This window comes from Spirosoma sp. KUDC1026, from assembly GCF_013375035.1.
In the GTDB taxonomy this organism is placed as follows: Bacteria; Bacteroidota; Bacteroidia; order Cytophagales; family Spirosomataceae; genus Spirosoma.
Map to the genome: position 1 here is coordinate 90,884 of NZ_CP056032.1, position 18,769 is coordinate 109,652.

General features: G+C 52.3%; 18 protein-coding genes. 11 read left to right on the forward strand and 7 right to left on the reverse strand.

The features are described 5' to 3' along the window. Window positions 1-12: 12 nt before the first annotated feature. The gene (locus HU175_RS00355; RefSeq protein ID WP_176564698.1) at window positions 13-1,299 is read right to left on the reverse strand and encodes an MFS transporter; all 1,287 of its coding nucleotides are present in this window, start codon (window positions 1,297-1,299) and stop codon (window positions 13-15) included. A 173-nt stretch (window positions 1,300-1,472) separates the two neighbouring features. On the opposite strand from HU175_RS00355, the gene HU175_RS00360 reads away from it, so the two are divergent. The 6 genes from HU175_RS00360 (at window position 1,473) to HU175_RS00385 (ending at window position 7,669) form a co-directional block, all read left to right on the forward strand. Further along, entirely contained in the window at window positions 1,473-2,969 is a 1,497-nt protein-coding gene (locus HU175_RS00360) for an energy transducer TonB (RefSeq protein ID WP_176564699.1), read from the forward strand. Between the two features lie 49 nt (window positions 2,970-3,018). Further along, window positions 3,019-3,867, forward strand: a complete 849-nt coding sequence (locus HU175_RS00365; RefSeq protein ID WP_176564700.1) for an energy transducer TonB — start codon at window positions 3,019-3,021, stop codon at window positions 3,865-3,867. A gap of 66 nt (window positions 3,868-3,933) precedes the next feature. Beyond that, the gene (locus tag HU175_RS24720) at window positions 3,934-4,461 is read left to right on the forward strand and encodes an energy transducer TonB (RefSeq protein ID WP_228724267.1); all 528 of its coding nucleotides are present in this window, start codon (window positions 3,934-3,936) and stop codon (window positions 4,459-4,461) included. A gap of 59 nt (window positions 4,462-4,520) precedes the next feature. Then, window positions 4,521-5,615 (forward strand): glycine cleavage system aminomethyltransferase GcvT, encoded by a 1,095-nt coding sequence (gcvT, locus tag HU175_RS00375; RefSeq protein ID WP_176564701.1) that lies wholly within the window; start codon window positions 4,521-4,523, stop codon window positions 5,613-5,615. A 48-nt stretch (window positions 5,616-5,663) separates the two neighbouring features. Next, window positions 5,664-6,374, forward strand: coding sequence for a 2-phosphosulfolactate phosphatase (locus HU175_RS00380; RefSeq protein ID WP_176564702.1), 711 nt, complete (start codon window positions 5,664-5,666; stop codon window positions 6,372-6,374). 143 nt (window positions 6,375-6,517) lie between these two features. Further along, on the forward strand, window positions 6,518-7,669 hold the full coding sequence (locus HU175_RS00385; RefSeq protein WP_176564703.1) for a PQQ-dependent sugar dehydrogenase: 1,152 nt from the start codon (window positions 6,518-6,520) through the stop codon (window positions 7,667-7,669). 41 nt (window positions 7,670-7,710) lie between these two features. Here the strand turns inward: HU175_RS00385 and HU175_RS00390 are convergent, their stop codons facing one another. After that, on the reverse strand, window positions 7,711-8,376 hold the full coding sequence (locus HU175_RS00390) for a GDSL-type esterase/lipase family protein (RefSeq protein WP_176564704.1): 666 nt from the start codon (window positions 8,374-8,376) through the stop codon (window positions 7,711-7,713). A gap of 185 nt (window positions 8,377-8,561) precedes the next feature. On the opposite strand from HU175_RS00390, the gene HU175_RS00395 reads away from it, so the two are divergent. From HU175_RS00395 to HU175_RS00410, 4 genes are all read left to right on the forward strand, one after another. Further along, window positions 8,562-9,983, forward strand: coding sequence for a glycosyltransferase family 39 protein (locus HU175_RS00395; RefSeq protein ID WP_176564705.1), 1,422 nt, complete (start codon window positions 8,562-8,564; stop codon window positions 9,981-9,983). Between the two features lie 182 nt (window positions 9,984-10,165). Beyond that, window positions 10,166-11,137 carry a YihY/virulence factor BrkB family protein gene (locus tag HU175_RS00400; RefSeq protein WP_176564706.1) on the forward strand — a complete coding sequence of 324 codons (972 nt, stop codon included), beginning with the start codon at window positions 10,166-10,168 and terminating at the stop codon, window positions 11,135-11,137. 118 nt (window positions 11,138-11,255) lie between these two features. Further along, a complete protein-coding gene (locus HU175_RS00405) occupies window positions 11,256-11,843 on the forward strand; it encodes a peptidylprolyl isomerase (RefSeq protein WP_176564707.1) in 588 nt (195 codons plus the stop codon). 107 nt (window positions 11,844-11,950) lie between these two features. Beyond that, on the forward strand, window positions 11,951-12,772 hold the full coding sequence (locus HU175_RS00410; protein WP_176564708.1) for an SDR family oxidoreductase: 822 nt from the start codon (window positions 11,951-11,953) through the stop codon (window positions 12,770-12,772). A gap of 77 nt (window positions 12,773-12,849) precedes the next feature. Here HU175_RS00410 and HU175_RS00415 read toward each other — a convergent pair whose 3' ends face one another. The 5 genes from HU175_RS00415 to HU175_RS00435 form a co-directional block, all read right to left on the reverse strand. After that, window positions 12,850-13,287, reverse strand: coding sequence for an organic hydroperoxide resistance protein (locus HU175_RS00415; protein ID WP_176564709.1), 438 nt, complete (start codon window positions 13,285-13,287; stop codon window positions 12,850-12,852). Window positions 13,288-13,312: 25 nt separating this feature from the next. Then, on the reverse strand, window positions 13,313-13,762 hold the full coding sequence (locus HU175_RS00420) for a MarR family winged helix-turn-helix transcriptional regulator (RefSeq protein ID WP_176564710.1): 450 nt from the start codon (window positions 13,760-13,762) through the stop codon (window positions 13,313-13,315). A gap of 145 nt (window positions 13,763-13,907) precedes the next feature. Continuing rightward, entirely contained in the window at window positions 13,908-15,239 is a 1,332-nt protein-coding gene (locus HU175_RS00425) for a TolC family protein (RefSeq protein ID WP_176564711.1), read from the reverse strand. 5 nt (window positions 15,240-15,244) lie between these two features. Continuing rightward, a complete protein-coding gene (locus tag HU175_RS00430) occupies window positions 15,245-16,849 on the reverse strand; it encodes a DHA2 family efflux MFS transporter permease subunit (protein ID WP_176564712.1) in 1,605 nt (534 codons plus the stop codon). A 95-nt stretch (window positions 16,850-16,944) separates the two neighbouring features. Further along, the gene (locus HU175_RS00435; RefSeq protein ID WP_228724268.1) at window positions 16,945-18,057 is read right to left on the reverse strand and encodes an HlyD family secretion protein; all 1,113 of its coding nucleotides are present in this window, start codon (window positions 18,055-18,057) and stop codon (window positions 16,945-16,947) included. A gap of 354 nt (window positions 18,058-18,411) precedes the next feature. On the opposite strand from HU175_RS00435, the gene HU175_RS00440 reads away from it, so the two are divergent. Beyond that, entirely contained in the window at window positions 18,412-18,732 is a 321-nt protein-coding gene (locus tag HU175_RS00440; RefSeq protein WP_228724269.1) for a MarR family winged helix-turn-helix transcriptional regulator, read from the forward strand. The last annotated feature ends 37 nt before the right edge of the window (window positions 18,733-18,769 follow it).

Consider the following 18,769-nt stretch of genomic DNA (forward strand, 5'->3'; position numbering starts at 1 on the left):
AAGGGCCAGCATCTATGCCGGATCTTGATTCAGTTTTGATGTACGTTTCGTCTCACTCATGAACACATATACCAGCAGTGAAGCAGCGATGGCCGCCGTGATATACCAGTAGAAATAGGACTCGTGTCCCTCATTTTTGAACCAGAGCGCAATGTATTCGGCGGTGCCACCAAACACGGCAACTGCCAGCGCGTAGGGTAACCCAACGCCCAGCGCTCGTACTTCGGCGGGGAAAAGTTCGGCTTTGACAACCGCGTTAATGCTGGTGTAACCACTCACGATAATGAGAGCCGCCAGTAAAATAAAAAACGCTTCCCATTGGCCAGACGCATGGCTCAATGCCGTCAGCAGTGGCACCGTCCCCAGCGTACCAAATACGCCGAAACCCAGCAGCAGCGGGCGACGACCAATTTTGTCTGACAACAGACCAAACAGTGGCTGTAGGCTGGCAAAGATCAGGAGCGACAGGAACGACACCAGCGTCGACTGGCCCTTTGTCAGGTGAACCGTATTGACCAGGAACTTCTGCATGTAGGTCGTGTAGGTATAAAACGCCAGCGTTCCGCCCGCCGTTAATCCCACTACGGTCAGGAGCGCTTTGGGATGTTGCAGCAACTCATTCAGCGTACCTTTTTCTTTTTTAGCCTGCTGCGCTTCAAAGGCATGCGTTTCGTCCAGATGCTGCCGCAGGTAGAGCGCCACCACCGACAGTAGGGCTCCGATTACAAACGGAATCCGCCAGCCCCAGGCGTGCAGCTCCTCCTCAGTCAGCAGCAGTTTTTGGAGAATAAGCTGAATTCCCAGGGCAATCAACTGTCCACCAATCAACGTTACGTATTGAAAACTTGAATAGAACCCACGCCGGTCGGGCGTAGCCATCTCACTCAGGTAGGTTGCCGACACGCCATACTCGCCCCCAACGCTCAACCCCTGTAACAGCCTTGCCAGCAGCAGCAGAATTGGCGCAACGATACCAATCGTTTGGTACGTTGGTGTCAGGGCGATCAGCAGTGAACCCATCGACATCAGCAGGACCGACAATGTCATGGATCGCTTACGTCCGATTTGGTCCGCAATCCGCCCGAACACCCAGCCGCCGACGGGACGCATTAGAAAGCCCAGCGCGAAGATACCCGCCGTGTTCAGTAACTGCGCCGTGGCATTACCCTTCGGGAAAAAGGACGCCGAGAAATAGAGCGAGAAGGCCGAGTAGGCGTACCAGTCGTACCACTCAACCAAATTGCCCACCGAGCCACCCAGAATGGCCTTCAACCGGCGGGGTGATATAGTCGTATTCATGCCGAATGATACGGAGAAAATTAGAATAGATAGTAAAATGGTCAGGATTACAGCCGGGCCGCCGGGCGGATTTGCAGGATTTAAAAAACCTGTTAATCCGCCCGGCGGCCCGGCTGTAATCCTGACCATTTTTCAGTAGAACAAGACGTTTTTGTTATTTTCGTGGCATCCACATGAAGCAATTATCCTATCAACCTTTCATGAAAATAGGCGGCATCGTTCTCCTTCTTATCGTTACGTTTCCCCTTCTGGCTCAGGAATCTGTTTATCAGCATTTTGAAGTCGACAGCGTTGCTCAACCCCGCGGTGGCCTCCCTTTTTTGAATATGTTTATACAGGCCAACCTACGAAAACCTGTACCAGAGCAGGCAACCGGTAAAGCCGTTCGAACGACCGTGACAGGCATCGTCGAAGCTGATGGCCGTATCACCAGCGTAACCGCTATTCCCAGCGCGTCACCGGATATGGACAAGGAAGCGGTTCGGGTGTTCAGTCTGTTCAACGCCTGGCAGCCTGCCCAAAAGAATGGAGTAGCCGTTCGGCAGTCCGTTACGTTCCCTGTTCTTTTCAAAGCGAACGATCCCTTCGTTTATCGGGACGGCATCAAGATTGAGTACTTCGACGCTTACCGAAATCCCGTCCCTGAAGGCAATGACCAGATTCGCTACAAGCAACTCACACCCATGACTGCAGATGGTATTCCAACGGGTGACATGATTTTGTATGGCAAATCAAAGGGAGCTTTCGAAGCGCTCACCCGCATCCCTTTTGTGCGAAAAGCAGAAAAGAACGAAACGGGACCAGACTCGATTGTGTATGTTGGTTACCAGACGGCCAACCGCACCTGGTACGGTCCTCAGTACATTCTGAAGCAGGACGGTGACCGCCTTCGTTACGCCAATTACAAAGACGGGCACCCAACGGGACAGACCACTACGTATTATTCCAATGGCGCTGTACAGCACGCTGGAGAGCCCAATAAAGAAACGCAGTCAGTGCTGACCTGGTACACCAACGGGCAACTCAAGCAAGTCTGGACATCCTCGAAAACCGACTCCCCTACCGAGGTTATGCCAGTTAAACTAGATGCTTTCTGGAGCGAAGACGGAAAAAAATTGGTCGACAACGGAAATGGGTCAGCCTATTATGAATACCAGGTTCAATCGTTAAAAGACCCTGCGCAGATAGTAACGTTTCGAGAAGAAGGTCGCTACGAGAAAGGCCAGAAACAGGGCCGCTGGATCAGTCGCTATTCGGACGATTCGTATTACGTTGACGAGACGTTCAGTAAGGGGACTCTCAAACTTGGCAGGGCAAAACAGTTTGGTGAAGACACGCTGACCTACACGGCGGTCGCTCAAGTACCAACCTTTGAATCCGGTCCGGCTGATTTAAGAGCTTTTTTGTGGAAAACGGCGCAGTACCCCGCCGACGCCCGACAGGATCGGGCCGAAGGAGAGGTATTTGTCAGCTTTGTCGTCTGCGAAGATGGTACGCTGTGCAACTACGAGGTAACGAAAAGCGTTCACCCCGCCCTCGATCAGGAAGCGTTACGCGTTGTCAAAGCGACGAGCGGCCACTGGAAACCGGCAACCCGACACGGCAAAAAAGTACGAACTGGTTTTAGTCTGCCCATCGAATTTTTCTACGTCACCAAGCGCTTCAATTAATCCGTTTTTTTAGTACGTTCGTGTCCACTCTGTATTCTATCAACCTTTCATGAAATTCTCTCTACTCTTTTTCCTAGTGTTTGCTAGTTCCCCTCTTTTTGCGCAGCAGCCTGTTTACCAGCAGTTTGAAGTAGACAGTGCGGCTCAACCCAGAGGGGGCATGGCTTATTTGCAACTATTTTTGCAAACCAACCTGCGCAAACCAATAGCTGCACAAGCTGCTGGCAAAGCCGTTCGGACTACAGTAACGGGTATCATCGAGCCCGACGGTCGGCTAACCGAGGTAAAAGCCATTCCCAGTAATTCGCCAGATGCTGACCGGGAAGCAGTCCGGGTGTTTAGCTTGTTTAATGCCTGGCAACCCGCCCGGAAAGGTGGAGAACGGGTACGTCAGGCCATCAACTTCCCGGTGCTGTTCAAGGCGAACGAACCGTTCGTGTACGCAAACGGGGCGCGAATTGATCATTTTGACGCAAAATATGCCTTCGTCCCAATGGGAAGTGAACAGGCGCGTTTTCGCCAGATCACTCCGCTGGATGCCAATGGTATCAACAACGGGGATGTTATTTTAGAAAAAGGTAAAGGCACGAATTGGCAGGCGGTATCCCGCACCAAATTTGTCAACAGGCTACGACCGGCCAATCTGTCAGGTCCGGCCGCGCAAGTCGTTGGTCAGCAAACGGATGACCATTCCTGGACGGGTACTGTGTACACACTGTCGATGACGGGAGATCTGCTTGAGCAGCAACACTATCAGAACGGTATTCCCGACGGAATGCAAACGACGTATCATGAGAACGGTATCGTCCAGCAGCAAACCTACAGCGATAAAGAGTCTACTTCTTCGACCAGCTGGTACCCAACGGGACAGCTTAAGCAAACCAGAAGCACGAAGTAACCCACGCCCGGAAGTGCCAATAATCCCGAAACGGTAGGAACACTCTGGACCAGCGACGGCAGGCAATTGGTTAAAGATGGAAACGGACTAGCTCGCTACGAAAGCCCCGTCTGGTCAAAGGAATCGATAAAGTTTATCGAAGAGGGCCTTTACCTGGACGGTGTCAAACACGGCCGCTGGACAGGGAACTACTCGGACGACTCCTATTTCTACGACGAGACGTACGACAAAGGTGCTTTTCTGGGCGGAAAATCCATTACCCAGGGTAACGATACGCTACGGTATAAAGATCGGGAAGTACAGCCCCAGTTCGAGGGAGGTATGGAAGGACTGGGTCAGTTTCTATCCAGCAATCTGCGCTATCCCGCATCCGCCCAGCGGGAGCGTATTCAGGGTCGTGTCTTCGTCAGTTTCGTCGTTTGCGAAGATGGGTCGTTATGCGATTACGAAGTCTTGAAAGGTATCCATCCAGACGTAGACGAGGAAGCTCTTCGGGTGACTAAAATTATGAACGGCCACTGGAAACCGGGTATTCAACGCGGCAAGAAAGTCAAGGTTAAGTATAACCTGCCTATCAACTTCAGCCTTCATTGAGTGCGATTGATGGAAAGCCGTGGTTCGCTTCGTAAATTTGCGGGATAACCCCCGCGGAAATGTCGCTTAAGCAGGTACCTCTCCATCATATTCATCAGCAACTGGGCGCGAAGATCGTGCCGTTTGCGGGCTTCGAGATGCCCGTTCGTTACTCATCCGATCTGGACGAACACAATACCGTTCGCAACGGCGTCGGCATTTTCGACGTGTCGCACATGGGCGAGTTTATGCTCAAAGGTCCCGATGCACTGGCGCTGATTCAACGCGTGTCGGCCAACGACGCCAGTACGTTGTTTGATGGCAAAGTGCAGTACAGCTACCTGCCCAACGGCCGGGGCGGTATTGTCGACGATCTGCTGGTGTACCGGCTCGGCGATCAGGAATACATGCTCGTGGTCAATGCGTCGAACATCGATAAGGATTGGGACTGGATCAGCCAGCACAAACCCGCCGACGCTGATCTGACGATGGTAAACATATCGGCTGACATGTGCCTGTTCGCCGTCCAGGGACCCATGGCGGCCAAAGCCCTCGAATCACTGACGCCCGCCAAACTTGACTCGATGGGTTATTATACCTTCGAGAAGACGGACTTTGTCGGTTACGCCAACGTAATTGTTTCAGCTACGGGCTATACCGGCGCGGGTGGTTTTGAAATCTACGTATCAAACGAGCAGGCCGAGGGCGTCTGGAATGCGATCATGAAAGCCGGTGAACCGTACGGCATTAAACCCATTGGTCTGGGCGCGCGCGATACGTTGCGGCTCGAAATGGGTTACAACCTCTACGGCAACGACATCACCGATGAAACCTCGCCTATCGAAGCGGGGCTGGGCTGGGTAACCAAATTCACCCATGATTTCATTGACGCCGACGTACTGAAACAGCAGAAAGAGCAGGGCGTCCCGAAAAAACTGATTGGGTTCGAGATGATCGACCGGGGTATTCCACGGGGTCATTACGAGCTGGCCGACACTAACGGAAACGTTATTGGCGAGGTAACGTCCGGCACGCAGTCACCCACGCTGGGCAAAGGCATCGGCCTGGGTTACGTACCAACAGCATCCAGCAAACCCGGCAGCGAAATCTTCGTGAAAGTCCGCGACCGGCTGCTCAAGGCACAGGTCATAAAACTCCCCTTCGTAAAAAAATAATTCTGTCTGCGGCCGGTCTCTGTCTGACACTGGTCGCAGGTCACTCCCATGAAACAAATTGACGTTTGTCTGACCCCGGAGTTGCTGCACCTGCACAACATGGAGAACACCATTGTTGTCGTTGCTGACGTTTTTCGGGCTACCTCCTGCATGGTTACGGCCTTTGCCTACGGAGTAAACACGATTATTCCCGTTGCGACGGTTGAAGAATGCCAGGCGTGGCGGGAACGCGGTTACCTGGCCGCGGCCGAACGTAATGCCAAAAAGGTCGAAGGCTTTGAGTTAGATAACTCGCCCTTTACGTACATGGACGACCAGATCCGGGGTGCCAACATCGCCATGACCACTACCAACGGTACGCTGGCGCTCACCCGCTCACGGGCCGCCGTGAAAGTACTGGTAGGCTCGTTCCTGAACCTGGACGCCATTGCGCGCTACCTCAAAAGCGAACCCTACGACGTAATGGTGCTGTGTGCGGGCTGGAAAGGACGCTTTAACCTCGAAGATACGCTCTACGCCGGGGCGCTGGTCGATCGACTGAAAGAGAGTTATGCGATGGCCGAGGACAGCGCTATCATGGCGTGGCGGTTGTACGGTCAGGGCAAAGATAACCTGACATCGTATCTGGCGAATTCGTCGCACATTCGCCGTTTGCAACGCCTTGGTATTCAGAAGGATATTACCTACTGTCTACAGCATGACCTCTACGATGTAATTCCGGTTTTACGGGGTAACGCGCTGGTAAGTATGGAAGTTTAGTCCATTCGGTACTACTGCCTGACGAGCGTCTAAAAGCAATTTTAGGCGCTCGTTTTTTGTTATGTATCCACTCTTTTGCGCAATTCGTTAACAAACAGAGCCGTTTCAGGTTAAAATGAGATTAAAAACAATTGCTCAATCTCATGAAAAACTACCGACTCCTATTCGGCTTAGCTTGCCTGATCGGCCTGTCTGGCCTTACTAGTTGCAAACCGGAGGTCACCGAACCCGACGTTGAAACACCTGCTTTCCGCGCCGAAACTGTCCTGACGGGTTATGGTATTATCTGGGGCATGGATTTTCTGCCCAACGGCGATTTACTGTTTACCGAAAAGTCGGGTAAGTTCCGTCGCTTCTCGAACGGAACGACGACAGAAATTACCGGACTACCATCGGATATCGACACCCGGAGCCAGGGTGGTCTGCTCGATCTGCGCGTGCACCCGCAATACGCATCCAACGGCTGGGTATATGCCTCGTACGCCGGTTCGGTGTCGGGGAGCGCAGCCACCCGGTTGAATTTGATCCGCTTTAAAATCAACAACACGCAGATTACCGACCTGGAAACCATTTTCCGAACGGCTGCAACCAATACCTGGCAGGGCCACTACGGCAGCCGGATTGAGTTCGACAACAGTGGCTTCCTGTACCTGAGCGTGGGCGAAGGTGGCGGACAAACGCTTGGTGGTGAGTCGTCGCCCAACAAAAACGCGCAGGACGTAACAGTTGGCTGGGGTAAGGTCCACCGCATGACCGATTCGGGACAGGTCCCCACTGATAACCCGGTACTACCCGGCCAGTCGGGCCCAACGACGATCTATTCCTACGGTCATCGGAACCCGCAGGGGCTGGCTATCAACCCGACCACAAACGAACTCTGGGAAACGGAACACGGCCCACGCGGAGGAGATGAGATTAACATTGTCCAACGCGGAGCCAACTATGGCTGGCCACTCGTCTCAAACGGTATCAACTACGACGGATCAACCATATCAGCCAGCCCCACCCGCGACGGAATTCAGGCACCACTCTTCACCTGGACGCCATCCATCGGCACCAGCGGCCTGGCGTTTATCACGAGTGATAATTTTGGTAGCTGGAAAGGTAGTCTGGCAACGGGTGCGCTGGCGTTAGAATACCTCAGCATCTGCCAGCTTAACAACAACCAGGTTGTTAGCGAAGCAAAACTGCTGGAGGGCGAAGGTCGCGTCCGGAACGTAAAACAAGGGCCCAACGGCAACCTATACGTGTCTATCGAGAGCCCCGGCCGGATCGTCCAGATCATCCCGGAATAACATTCCGAACAGAAGAAGTAAATCGCGTGATCTCCGGACGTTTATTTTCCGGAGATCACGCGATTTACTTCTTCCGATATTTTAATGGTACCAATGGCATTGGGGTGCAGTCCATCCAGGAACCAGCCCGTTTGTCCCTGCATCAGCGTGTGCAGGTCAATTACGGTAGAACCTGTTTCCTGCGCGATCTCCTTCACAATCGGCACAATCTCGTTGTCAATCACCTCGGGCTGTACACCAAAGGTATTCGATGCAAAAGCCGGTGGTGGCGTACAGAGGTAGATTTTGGGCGAGCTGGACAGTTTTTTAAACGAATCAATTAAGGCCAGGTAGTCCTGTTTGAACTCCGCCTTGTACTGCCAGTTCTGCGCTTTCGAATCGTTGGCTCCAAACTCGACAATGAGCACCGTTGGCTTCCAGTCGAGGGCAAACTGGTATTTCTGCGCCTGCCAATAGGGAATGTCTGACTTCTTCAGCATACAGGTCCCCCCAACCCCAAAGTTCAAAACTTTATCGGGTGATGTCACCAGATTCTGCAGCAGGACTGGGTACGTTTGTTCGCCGGGCAGCGTGTAGCCTTCCGTAATACTCGTTCCGATGCAGGCAATTCGTTCGGTAGGGCGAACAATATCAGCAATAGTACGACATCCCAGCAGCAGTATTAATACGATAACGGCGGTAGTGAATACGTACAATAAATATTTCATTAGCAGCAGGTTAATGTTTAAGCGAAGTCACTAGATTGACAACGATTGAGTGAGGGGGCAAAGATAAGGCCCCCTTATGCTTTTCTGATTAAGAATCTGTTATTCCCGGCAGTAGACTACTGCATTGAGCAACTGTCGAAACTGAATACAGATACGTAGTATCTTCCCAAGTCTATCCACACAAAATGATCTTGCTGACATCAACAACCAGAGTAGTAAACTGGCTCCGGCACCACTCTTTCCCCATTGCTCTTCTCTCGTTTGGACTGTCAGTCAGTCTTTACGTCATACACTTTCTAAAGTTCAGATTCAGCTTCCCCCTCATCACCCCGGACGAAGCCAGTTTTCTCTCTCCTGCTTACGACCTGGCCCACAAAGGTGTTTTCTCGACGAGTATCCATAGTCAGTTTCTGCCCGGTGCCGCGCAATATACGTACTGGATGCCGCCTTTATTCATGCTTGTCCTGGCCGGGTACTCCCAAATAATCGGTTTCAGTTTTTTGAAGGCGAAGCTGTTTGCTTTCGTATGCTTTCTGGTGGCCGGTCTGCTTCTGAGCCGGGTAGCGAAAAATAAGTCAACTAAACTCTGGACCCTATCACTCTGGTTTTGCTGCCCGTTTGTGCTGATGGCCTCCACAACCATTCGCATGGAATCAGTCGGGATTCTGGTTACCTGCCTCACCATTTACTGTCTGAGAAAAGAATGCTCAGCTATCATACTGGGTGTTCTGACGGGCAGTACAATTCTGATACACCCCATTTTTCTGGCTTGTGGCGCAGCCATCAGCCTGGTTGTTCTCCTCCGCAAAGACTGGCGCCAGCTTGCGCTGTTCGGACTGGCTGTTCTGGTTATAATCAGCCCTTATTTATGGTACATCAGTCAGGATATCAGCGTTTTTGGGGAGCAGATGCAGCTTCAGTTTCACCGGAAAGCCAGTAAGCCACTTGTTACGATTGAAACTTCGTACCTGATTCAGTTCGTCCCGATTTCGCTGCTGGCATTCTGGCTGTTGTTTCGTCTGAAAGCACGTAGCGAGCTACGGACTTTCCTGATTTTCGGACTACTATTTGTCGACATACTTGTCCTGAAATCGCAGGAGTTTAATTACCACCTCAACGTAGTTCCCTACGTTATCGCCAGCCTTGCCCTGTATGTCGATGAGCAACCGGCCAGGCAATGGTTTCGGTTTCCGCTCTTTCCAGCCGTAATGGGCTTCTTCTTACTGCTGTTGGTTCAGAAAGGAGCCAAGCTGCGTTTCGTCAACGACGATGTAATTTATGAGCTGGTCAACGTGCTGAATCAGAACCATACTAGCTGGAAAAACAAGTCTATTTTCGTGACCGGCAGCACCGATTTATCCGGTTTTCTGCTCTTACAGGGACAACGCGTCGAACGGATCAACGCTGTCTATCGATTGCCAGACTCCCGCTGGCCTGATACGTACAACTGCGTGGTTGAGCTGACTAACGCGCGTATTCCTGAAGATCACACGGATAATCCTTCCGCGCTGTTCTGGTCACGATGGAAAAAATCGTCTTCCTATCATAGTAAAGATGGCCAGTTTACGCTGTCCATTTACGAATCGCCGGAAGCTCCCTCACCGTAGCTGGAGCAGCCTACTTCCCTGGTTTGGCTATCCGCAGGCGACCCTTCCGGACACTTACTTCTGCTTTTATTCCCAAACTATCTCAGCTCCAGCCGGTTTACAAAACGCAGGTAGCATCACCTGATTAACCACTGGCTAGTCCTGAGCGGCAGGTCAGTAACCAGTAAACTAACTGAACAGCAATGGCAACCAAACCAGCAAACTCATTTTTCAGCAATGCCTGGATTGTGCTGCGCGACTCCTTTAACGGCTTTATGGACGATCGCTGCCTTAAGCTCAGCGCGGCCCTGGCCTACTATACCGTTTTCTCACTGGCCCCCCTTCTAGTGCTGATTATTTCGATACTCAGCATTTTCTACGGGCAGGAAGCCGTGCAGGGGCAGATTTTTTCCCAACTCAACGGCTTGATCGGAAACGACGCAGCCAAGCAGGTTCAGGACATGCTCAAAAGCGTTGAACTATCCGGCAAAACCAACGTAGCACTGGGTATCGGTATCGTTACGTTACTCTTCGGCGCAACCAGTATTTTTATTGAGATTCAGGATTCGGTCAACATGATCTGGCGGGTTAAGGCCAAACCGGAAAAAGGCTGGCTCAAACTCATCAAAGACCGGCTTTTGTCGTCCTCGCTGATTCTCAGCCTGGGTTTTCTGTTGCTGGTATCGCTGCTGATCAACGGACTCATCTTGGCCATGAGCGACATTCTGACCCGCTACGTGCCTGGTTTAGGTCTGCTACTGATCGAAGCTCTGAATTTTACGGTCAGCACTGTGATCATTACCGCCCTATTCGGGACCATCTTTAAAGTGCTTCCCGATGCTAAAATTGCCTGGAAAGATGTACGCTGGGGAGCTCTCTTTACGGCCCTGCTGTTTATGCTGGGGCGTTACCTGATCGGGCTGTACATCGATACTACCGGCACCAGCTCGACCTACGGCGCGGCCGGCTCCCTGATCGTTATTCTGACCTGGATCTATTACACCGCTGCCATTCTCTATTTCGGGGCGGAGTTCACGCAGGCCTATGCCAACCATTTCGGTATCAAAATTGAACCCGCCGAACACGCAGTCTATGTTGAACAGCAGGAGCGGGAACGCGACGTAGCGGTTATTCCTACGGCAGCGAAAGTCGAGAAGGCAAACGAGAAAGCGTAAGCGCAGCCTGCCCGCAGTACAAACGTGCGGTTTACCGGAAGTTGGTCTTCTGATAAGCCGCACGTTTGTATTTTAAGTAGCTTTAGTCGCTTACCGATACGTTATTCTCTGAACGCCGATGAAGAAACTGTTACTGCTTCTCCCGCTTGCCGCCCTACTGCTGGCCTATACCACCGAAAAAACGTACCCGGTTGGCCAGATCAAAACACCCCAGGGCGAAATTCTTTTCTGGCTCTACGACGAAACGCCTAACCACAAAGCCAGCTTTATGAAACTGGCTAAAAAGGGTTACTGGGATGCGTTTACGTTCAACCGGGTTATCAAAAACTTTGTCGCGCAGGGTGGCTGCCCCGACACGCCAGAGGGCTTCGCCAATTCGCCGTATCTCCTCAAACCCGAATTTGTCCCCACCCTTAAACACGTCTACGGAGCCGTTGGCGCCGGACGCGATGACAACCCGGAAATGCTGTCGGCCGGTTGCCAGTTCTACATCGTGCAGAACAAAAATGGCCTGGCTCGCCTGGATAATAAATACACCGTGTACGGGCAGGTATTCAAAGGCATGGACGTAGTGGATCAGATCGTTTCCGTCAAAACAGATACAACCGATACACCCCTCACTCCCATTCCCCTCGACGTCAATGTAATCGACCTGACAGCAGCGCAACTGAAGGAGCTGGGTTATAAGCTGGAAGCGAAGAAGTAAGACTTATAACTCGCTCTCTGATCAGTAAGAGTTTTACTGAGCGTACCGACTCCTTTGAACAGACACGTCCTGCCTGAGTTACTCTACAAACGTTATTTATAGAGCAGATGGCAACAAAGGTTTGGTTCATTACGGGCGCTTCGCGCGGCTTTGGTAAAGTATGGGCAGAAGCAGCCCTGAAACGAGGGGATAAAGTAGCCGCTACGGCGCGTAACACCGAGGATTTAACGGATTTAGTGAATACCTATGGCGACGCAGTTTTACCGCTCGAACTTGACGTAAACGACCGCCAGGCCGATTTCGACGCGGTCAAAAAAGCGCATGATACGTTCGGGCAACTGGATATTCTGGTAAGCAACGCCGGATTTGGTCACTTTGGCTTTGTGGAAGAACTGAGCGAGGAAGAAGCCCGCAGCCAGATCGAGACCAACGTGTTTGGCTCATTGTGGATTATTCAGGCGGCCTTACCGATCATGCGTGCGCAGGGCAGCGGCCACATCATTCAGGTGTCCAGCATTGGCGGTATTGTGGCTTTCCCGTCACTGGGCATGTACCACGCGTCTAAATGGGCGATCGAGGGATTGTGCGAATCACTCTCGCAGGAGGTGGCTGGGTTTGGCATCAACGTAACGCTGATCGAACCGGGTGGCTATTCAACCGATTGGAGTGGCAGCTCGGCCAAACACAGCGAACCCATTGCGGCCTATGATGAAATGCGGGAGCAGCGCGCGCAGACCAGCGCCAAAAGCCCAAAGGGTGATCCGGACGCCACGGCCGAAGCTATCTTGAAAATCGTTGATGCCGAAAAGCCCCCTCTTCGGATTTTCTTTGGCACGATGCCGCTCAAAATTGCAGAGTCTCGGTATCAACAGCGGCTGGAGACGTGGAAAGAGTGGAATGCGGTATCAGAAGAAGCGCAGGGCCAATAACGATACTATTGGTATAAAAAACCCCCTTATCACGCTCTGGAGCGTGATAAGGGGGTTTTGGTTTTATTGCTTCAGCGTTACGCTTCGGTAGTCGTAACAGTCAGCGCTACGTCTATATTACCGCGAACAGCGCGGGAGTAAGGACAGGTTTTGTGAGCGGTCGCTACGATTTCTTCGGCCTGCTCCTGCGACAAGCCCGGCAGGTTTACGTGCAACGTAACGCCCAGCGTCGGCAGTTTCGCTTCGTCGGTAAACAGGTCTACAGTGGCGTCTACCGTGATGCCTTCAGCGGACACTTTGGCCTGACGCGCTACGTAGATAACGGCGTTGCCAAAGCAAGCTGCGTAACCCGCAGCAAACAGCTGTTCGGGGTTCGTAGCCCCTTCCCGGGCGCGACCACCCAGGTGTTTGGGCATGGTCAGTTCTAAATTCAGCACGTCATTGTCGGATGTAATCTGACCGTCGCGGCCGCCCACCGATTTGGCCTGGGCGGAATGCATAATATTCGTTGTCATACTAGAGTAAACTGAAATTAATAAATCAGGAAAGTAACGTAATCAGATGAATCAGCTCCCGGCGCAGCATGGCAATGTCGTCGGGGTTGAGCGAGAAGCGCTGAGCCAGCTCTTCCGGAATCTGGCGAGCCTGCTCGTGCAGTTCCCGTCCGGCAGGGAGCAGACTAATGAGCACTGAACGCTCATCGCGCGGGTCCCGGCGACGACTGACGAGCTGCTTTTGTTCGAGCAGCTTCAGTAACGGGGTCAGCGTTCCCGTATCCAGATACAGCTTCTGGCCAATTTCCTTTACCGAGATTTCCTGGTGTTCCCAGACCAGCATCATAACCAGGTACTGCGGGTAAGTAAGCTCCACACGTTCCAGTAGCGGCTGATACGTTTTAGTAATCAGCCGGGAAAGCGCATAAACCGGAAAACAAGCCTGTTCGTCTAACCGGAGCTTGGGGTCGATCTCAAACGATGGTACATCTTTCATTGGTGTGACAAATATAAGATCTTTTTACATTGTATCAAATTATATTTTATACAATGTAAAAAATATACCTGTATGCTCAACAAAGAAGCGCCCGCGGTTCAGCCAGTTGTGAACCGCGGGCGCTTTATATGTAATCTCAAAAATCTTATTGCTGGAACAAAGGCTCGCCCAGCAGTCGTTTCAGCTCGAGCTGGTTCAGTAACAGCTGGTACTGAAACGTAAGCCGACCAAGTTCGGCTTCCTCTACGCCCGTTTCGGCGCTTTGTAATTCTACGTTCGTAATAACGCCGTTACGCAGGCGGGCATTGGCGATCTGCAATGCCTGACGGGACTGCAGCACCTGCGTTTCCAGGTTAGCCAGCCGCGTCTGATTGCTGCGAATGTCGGCGTTCAATTGGGCAATGGTCTGGCGGAGCTGTGCGTTGGCGTTCTCAACGGCGTAGCGACTGGCGTTCAGGTTTAACTGAGCCGCCTGATTCTGCAACTGATACCGCTTTCCCGAATAGATGGGAACAGTCAGCGCCACACCGGCTGCTACGTTGAACTTCGGTGTATTGATCTCCGGCAGGTACCCATTCCGGTAACCGGCCGATCCGGTGAAGCTCAAACTAGGGCGACCAGCCAGATTATTGACAGTAATGTCCGTTTCGGCCTGCCGAACGCGATCCTGCGCCAGCAATACGTCTTTGTTACCAGCCAGCCCCGATACGTCACCGGTCAGGCTGTAAGGCTGCGTGGGGCTGCTGCCCGTTGCTTCCAGATTGAACTGGCCCGTTGCCTGACTCACATCTGGGTTTACATTACCCGTCAGATACTGCAGCTGAGCCAGCTGGCGTTCGAGCTGGTTCTGGATCTCGATCTTACGGTTCTGGGCAGCCTTGACGCGGACCTGCTGAGTCAGTACGTCATACTGCAGAGCGTCGCCGTTTTGCAGCCGGGCGGCCAGTAACTGTACGTTGGCCCCCGCCGTTTTAATCACTGAATCCTGAACGGCCAGACTCTGCCGCAGAAACCCGATGCCATAATACGTAGCGGCAACCTGGTAAGCCAGGGTCTGCTGGGTAATTTCCTGCGTCCGGCGTAGTACCTGCGTATTATCATCAGCCTGTTTTACCGCAGCATTTGTCCGCCCCCAGTCGTAGATCGTCTGACCGATACCCACGTAAGCGTTGACGTTATGGTTGGGCTGAAACTGCAGTGTACGGGTCACTCCGTCGACAGGCAGGGTCGCCTTCGCCACCGGGTTCAGGTACTGGTATGAGGCATTTCCGCTGACGTTCGGCCGTAAGCCCGCCCGGGCAATATCCGACCGTAACTCGCCAGCCTGAATTTGTTGCTGCTGCTGCTTCAGCACCGGATAGTTCGTATTGGCCTGCTGCACCAGCGCCCGCAGATTATCGGAAACCGGAGTCGGTTGCTGTGCCTGCGCCACACCAGCCCCCAGCAAGAATATGATGATTGAAATGGTTGATTTCATACAAATTAGTGAGCGGCATCGGCAACGGCTTTGGCCGTAGCTGCGTCCATTTTTTTGCTTTTCAGTAAGAACAATAGTGGGAACGAGACCACAAAAAATAGTCCCGCTAACCGGAATGTATCGAGGTAAGACAGCATCAGCGCCTGCCGCGTGACGATTCCGTCGATGACTTTATAAGCACCCGATACGGCATCCATCGCGTTGATTCCTTTAGCGATCAGTCCCTGCGTCAGCGCCGTCACTCGTTCGTCGGTGATCATATCGCCCGCCTGTAGGTTCGATACCAGTTCGGTACGGTGGTAGGCCGTGCGGGTTGTTACGTAGGTATTCGTAACGGCGATACCGAAGGCACCACCCAACTGCCGCATCATATTGACCAGCGCGATACCGGTGGGCAATTGACGCGGTTCCAGCGTTGATACCGACTGGTTGATGAGTGGTACGTTCGTCAGAGCCAGCCCAACCCCACGGATCATGAGCGCCTGCACAAAGAACCAGCCCGCCGTATCGGCGTTATAGGTAGACATGATAAAACAGAACGATGCAAAGGCTACGTAACCCAGCATCACAATGAGCCGGGGCGATACGCCCTTGGCCAGCATCCGGCCAACAATCGCAAACATGGGCAGCGTGACTAGTCCACTAGGAATCAGTAACTGCCCCGTTTTGGTAGCGGTAAGACCTACGATTCGCTGGGCGAACAGCGGGTACAGCAAGACCGATGTGAACAGACCATACCCTACCACCACAATCAGCAGTGAGCCAATGGTCAGGTTTCGGTTTTTCAGCACACGCAAATCCACCACCGGTTCCTTCGTTCCGCGCAGTTCCCACCAGATGAAAGCCGGAATACAGACAACGGCCATCACGGATAACCAGCGAATGACGTTGTCGTCAAACCAGTCATCAGCTTCACCCCGTTCCAGTACGTATTGCAAACTACCTACGCCTACGGCCAGCAAGAGAATGCCTAACTGGTCAATCGGAATCAACCGTCGGTCGATGTTGTATTCCTCGGGCTGTTTATCAATGTATAGGATGCTTAGAATCACCGCGACAATACCAATCGGCACGTTGATGTAAAACATCCAGCTCCAGTGGTAATTGTCGATAATGTAACCACCCAGGGTTGGCCCCAGCGTTGGCCCCAGTACAATCCCCATCCCAAACAGTGCCGACGCCAGCGGGCGCTGCGAAGGCGGAAAGGAGTCATACATTAAACCCTGCGAAGTAGATAGAAGAGCACCCCCACCTACCCCCTGCAGGAAGCGAAAGATAACCAGCGTCCACAGATCGTTGGCAAAGCCGCATCCGTAAGAAGCCAGTGTAAACAGAATAATAGAACCGATGTAGTAATTCTTCCGACCAAAGTAGCGCTGCAAAAAGCTAGTCATCGGAATCACAATTACGTTCGCAATGGCGTAGGCCGTTACGACCCAGGATACGTCCTCAATCGTTACGCCCAGATTTCCCGCAATGTCGGTTAGCCCCACGTTGACAATGGACGTATCGATCAGCTCAATAATTGCCGCCGAGATGGCTGTGATTACCACAATCCACCGGCGAAAGCCCGTCGGCACGGCTGCCGGACCCGCTGTTTGAGTTGCCATAAATAAAAAAGGAGATACGAATGAAAGTAGACAGACGGCTAAGGTGATCTGGGCCAGGCCCTCTCCTTTTTGTCCGTTCCTGCTTTCTTCCCTGGTTAGTTTGCTACCCGCACTTCAGCGTCGACGCTCAGGCCCGCGCGCAGTTGATTTTTGTATTTTTCCGGATTGACGATATCAATTTTCACCGGAACACGCTGGGTGATTTTCACGAAGTTACCCGATGAATTATCGGGGGGCAGCAGGGCAAACCGGGCACCCGTTGCCTCGGACAACGACGACACTTTCCCTTTGATGTCCAGGTCCGGGTAAGCATCAACCTTGATGTCAACCTCCTGACCAAGCTGCATTTTTTCCAGCTGTGTTTCCTTGAAGTTAGCCACGATCCAGAAGGTCGAGTCGGCGACGATCGTCATTAGGTTCTGGCCGGGCTGTACGTACTGACCCACCACCACGTTTTTCCGACCGAGTTTACCAGAGATTGGCGCTACCAGTTGGGCATATCCCAATCGCAGTTTAGCGTTGTCGATAGCGGCCTGTTTCACCTTCAGGACAGCCTGAATTTTCTGGATGTTCGACTGCGCTTTGGCGATACCCGCCTGCGCTACGCCCTGCGACGTTTTGGCCAGGCTTACCTGGGCTTCATTGGCCGTGTACTGACGCGCCTGTACGTCGGCTGCGTTCCGCGAATCTTCCAGTTGCTTCTGGGTCAACGACTGGGCTGCGTATAAATTCTGATCCCGTTTCAGGTCGTTCTGCGCTTTGTCGCGACGCGATGCCTGCACGGCCGCGTTCGACTGGGCAACGCGCAGATTCTGCGCTACGTTGCGGGCGTTCGCCTGGGCATTCTGCAGATCAGCCTGCGCAGTAGCCAGGTCGGCCACCGTCTGCTGGTAATCGGCTTCGGCCTGCGCCAAGGCTACGTCGTACTCCTGCGGATCAATCGTTACGAGCGTCTGCCCCTGCTTTACGGTAGCGTAATCGTTCACCGTTACCGATTTCACGTAACCCGCTACGCGAGCCAGCACTGGCGCGGTGTTGCCTTCGATCTGGGCGTTGTCTGTCGATTCAAACTGCTGGCTGTGGCGAAACGCTTTAAAACCAAAATAGCCGCCAACGATCAGTACGAGACCAATAATGATGCGGGGTAAATACGTACTGATTGCGCTTTTCTCTTCCATTACTTCCTGGGTTGCCGTAGTCGTTGCCATTTTTCTGATGGTTTTTTAGGCAATTGTTACTGTTAGTTGTTTGTAAATACCTGTGGGATTATAACCGATTCAGATTTTTTCAGATCCGGTCAGCAAAAGTAAACCAGGTTGACTATAAAGTCAAACAAGTTGACTATATTTGTACAAAATTCAGTTATCAATCGTTTCTCTGTAACTGATCTTTGTGTTAGAATCGTGGAAATAGACAAGAAGACCTTTGATTTCGAACAATATAGGCTCATTAGAGAGCGGGCCGTCGGCCGGCTCTTCTGGCGGCTGAAGCGGTACGTTAATAATGCTGTTGAGCCAAAGCTGCATGAACTTGGGTACGAGAATTTCAAGATGAGTTACCTCATGCTTCTATCGCATATTGAAGAAGCAGGCACCACGAACAATGAACTGGCAAAGCGGTCGGGCGTGAGTAAGCAGATGATGAGTAAAATCGTAGGGCTGCTCGAAAAAGACGGCTATATCTATACCCAGAAAAACCCCAATGACAGCCGTTCCAGCATTATTTTTCTGAATGATCGGGGCAAAAAGCTGTTCCTGGCGCTCAAAGACTGCATGCAGCAGGTACGCGAAAAGTTCGATAACATTGTTGGGCACGCGGAGATGGAACAGGTCATCAACACAATGGCCCGACTCCTGGCCGAGCTGGATAAAGAGGAACAGTAGGCCCCGCCCGCTGGTTACCTACGTAGTGCATACGTTT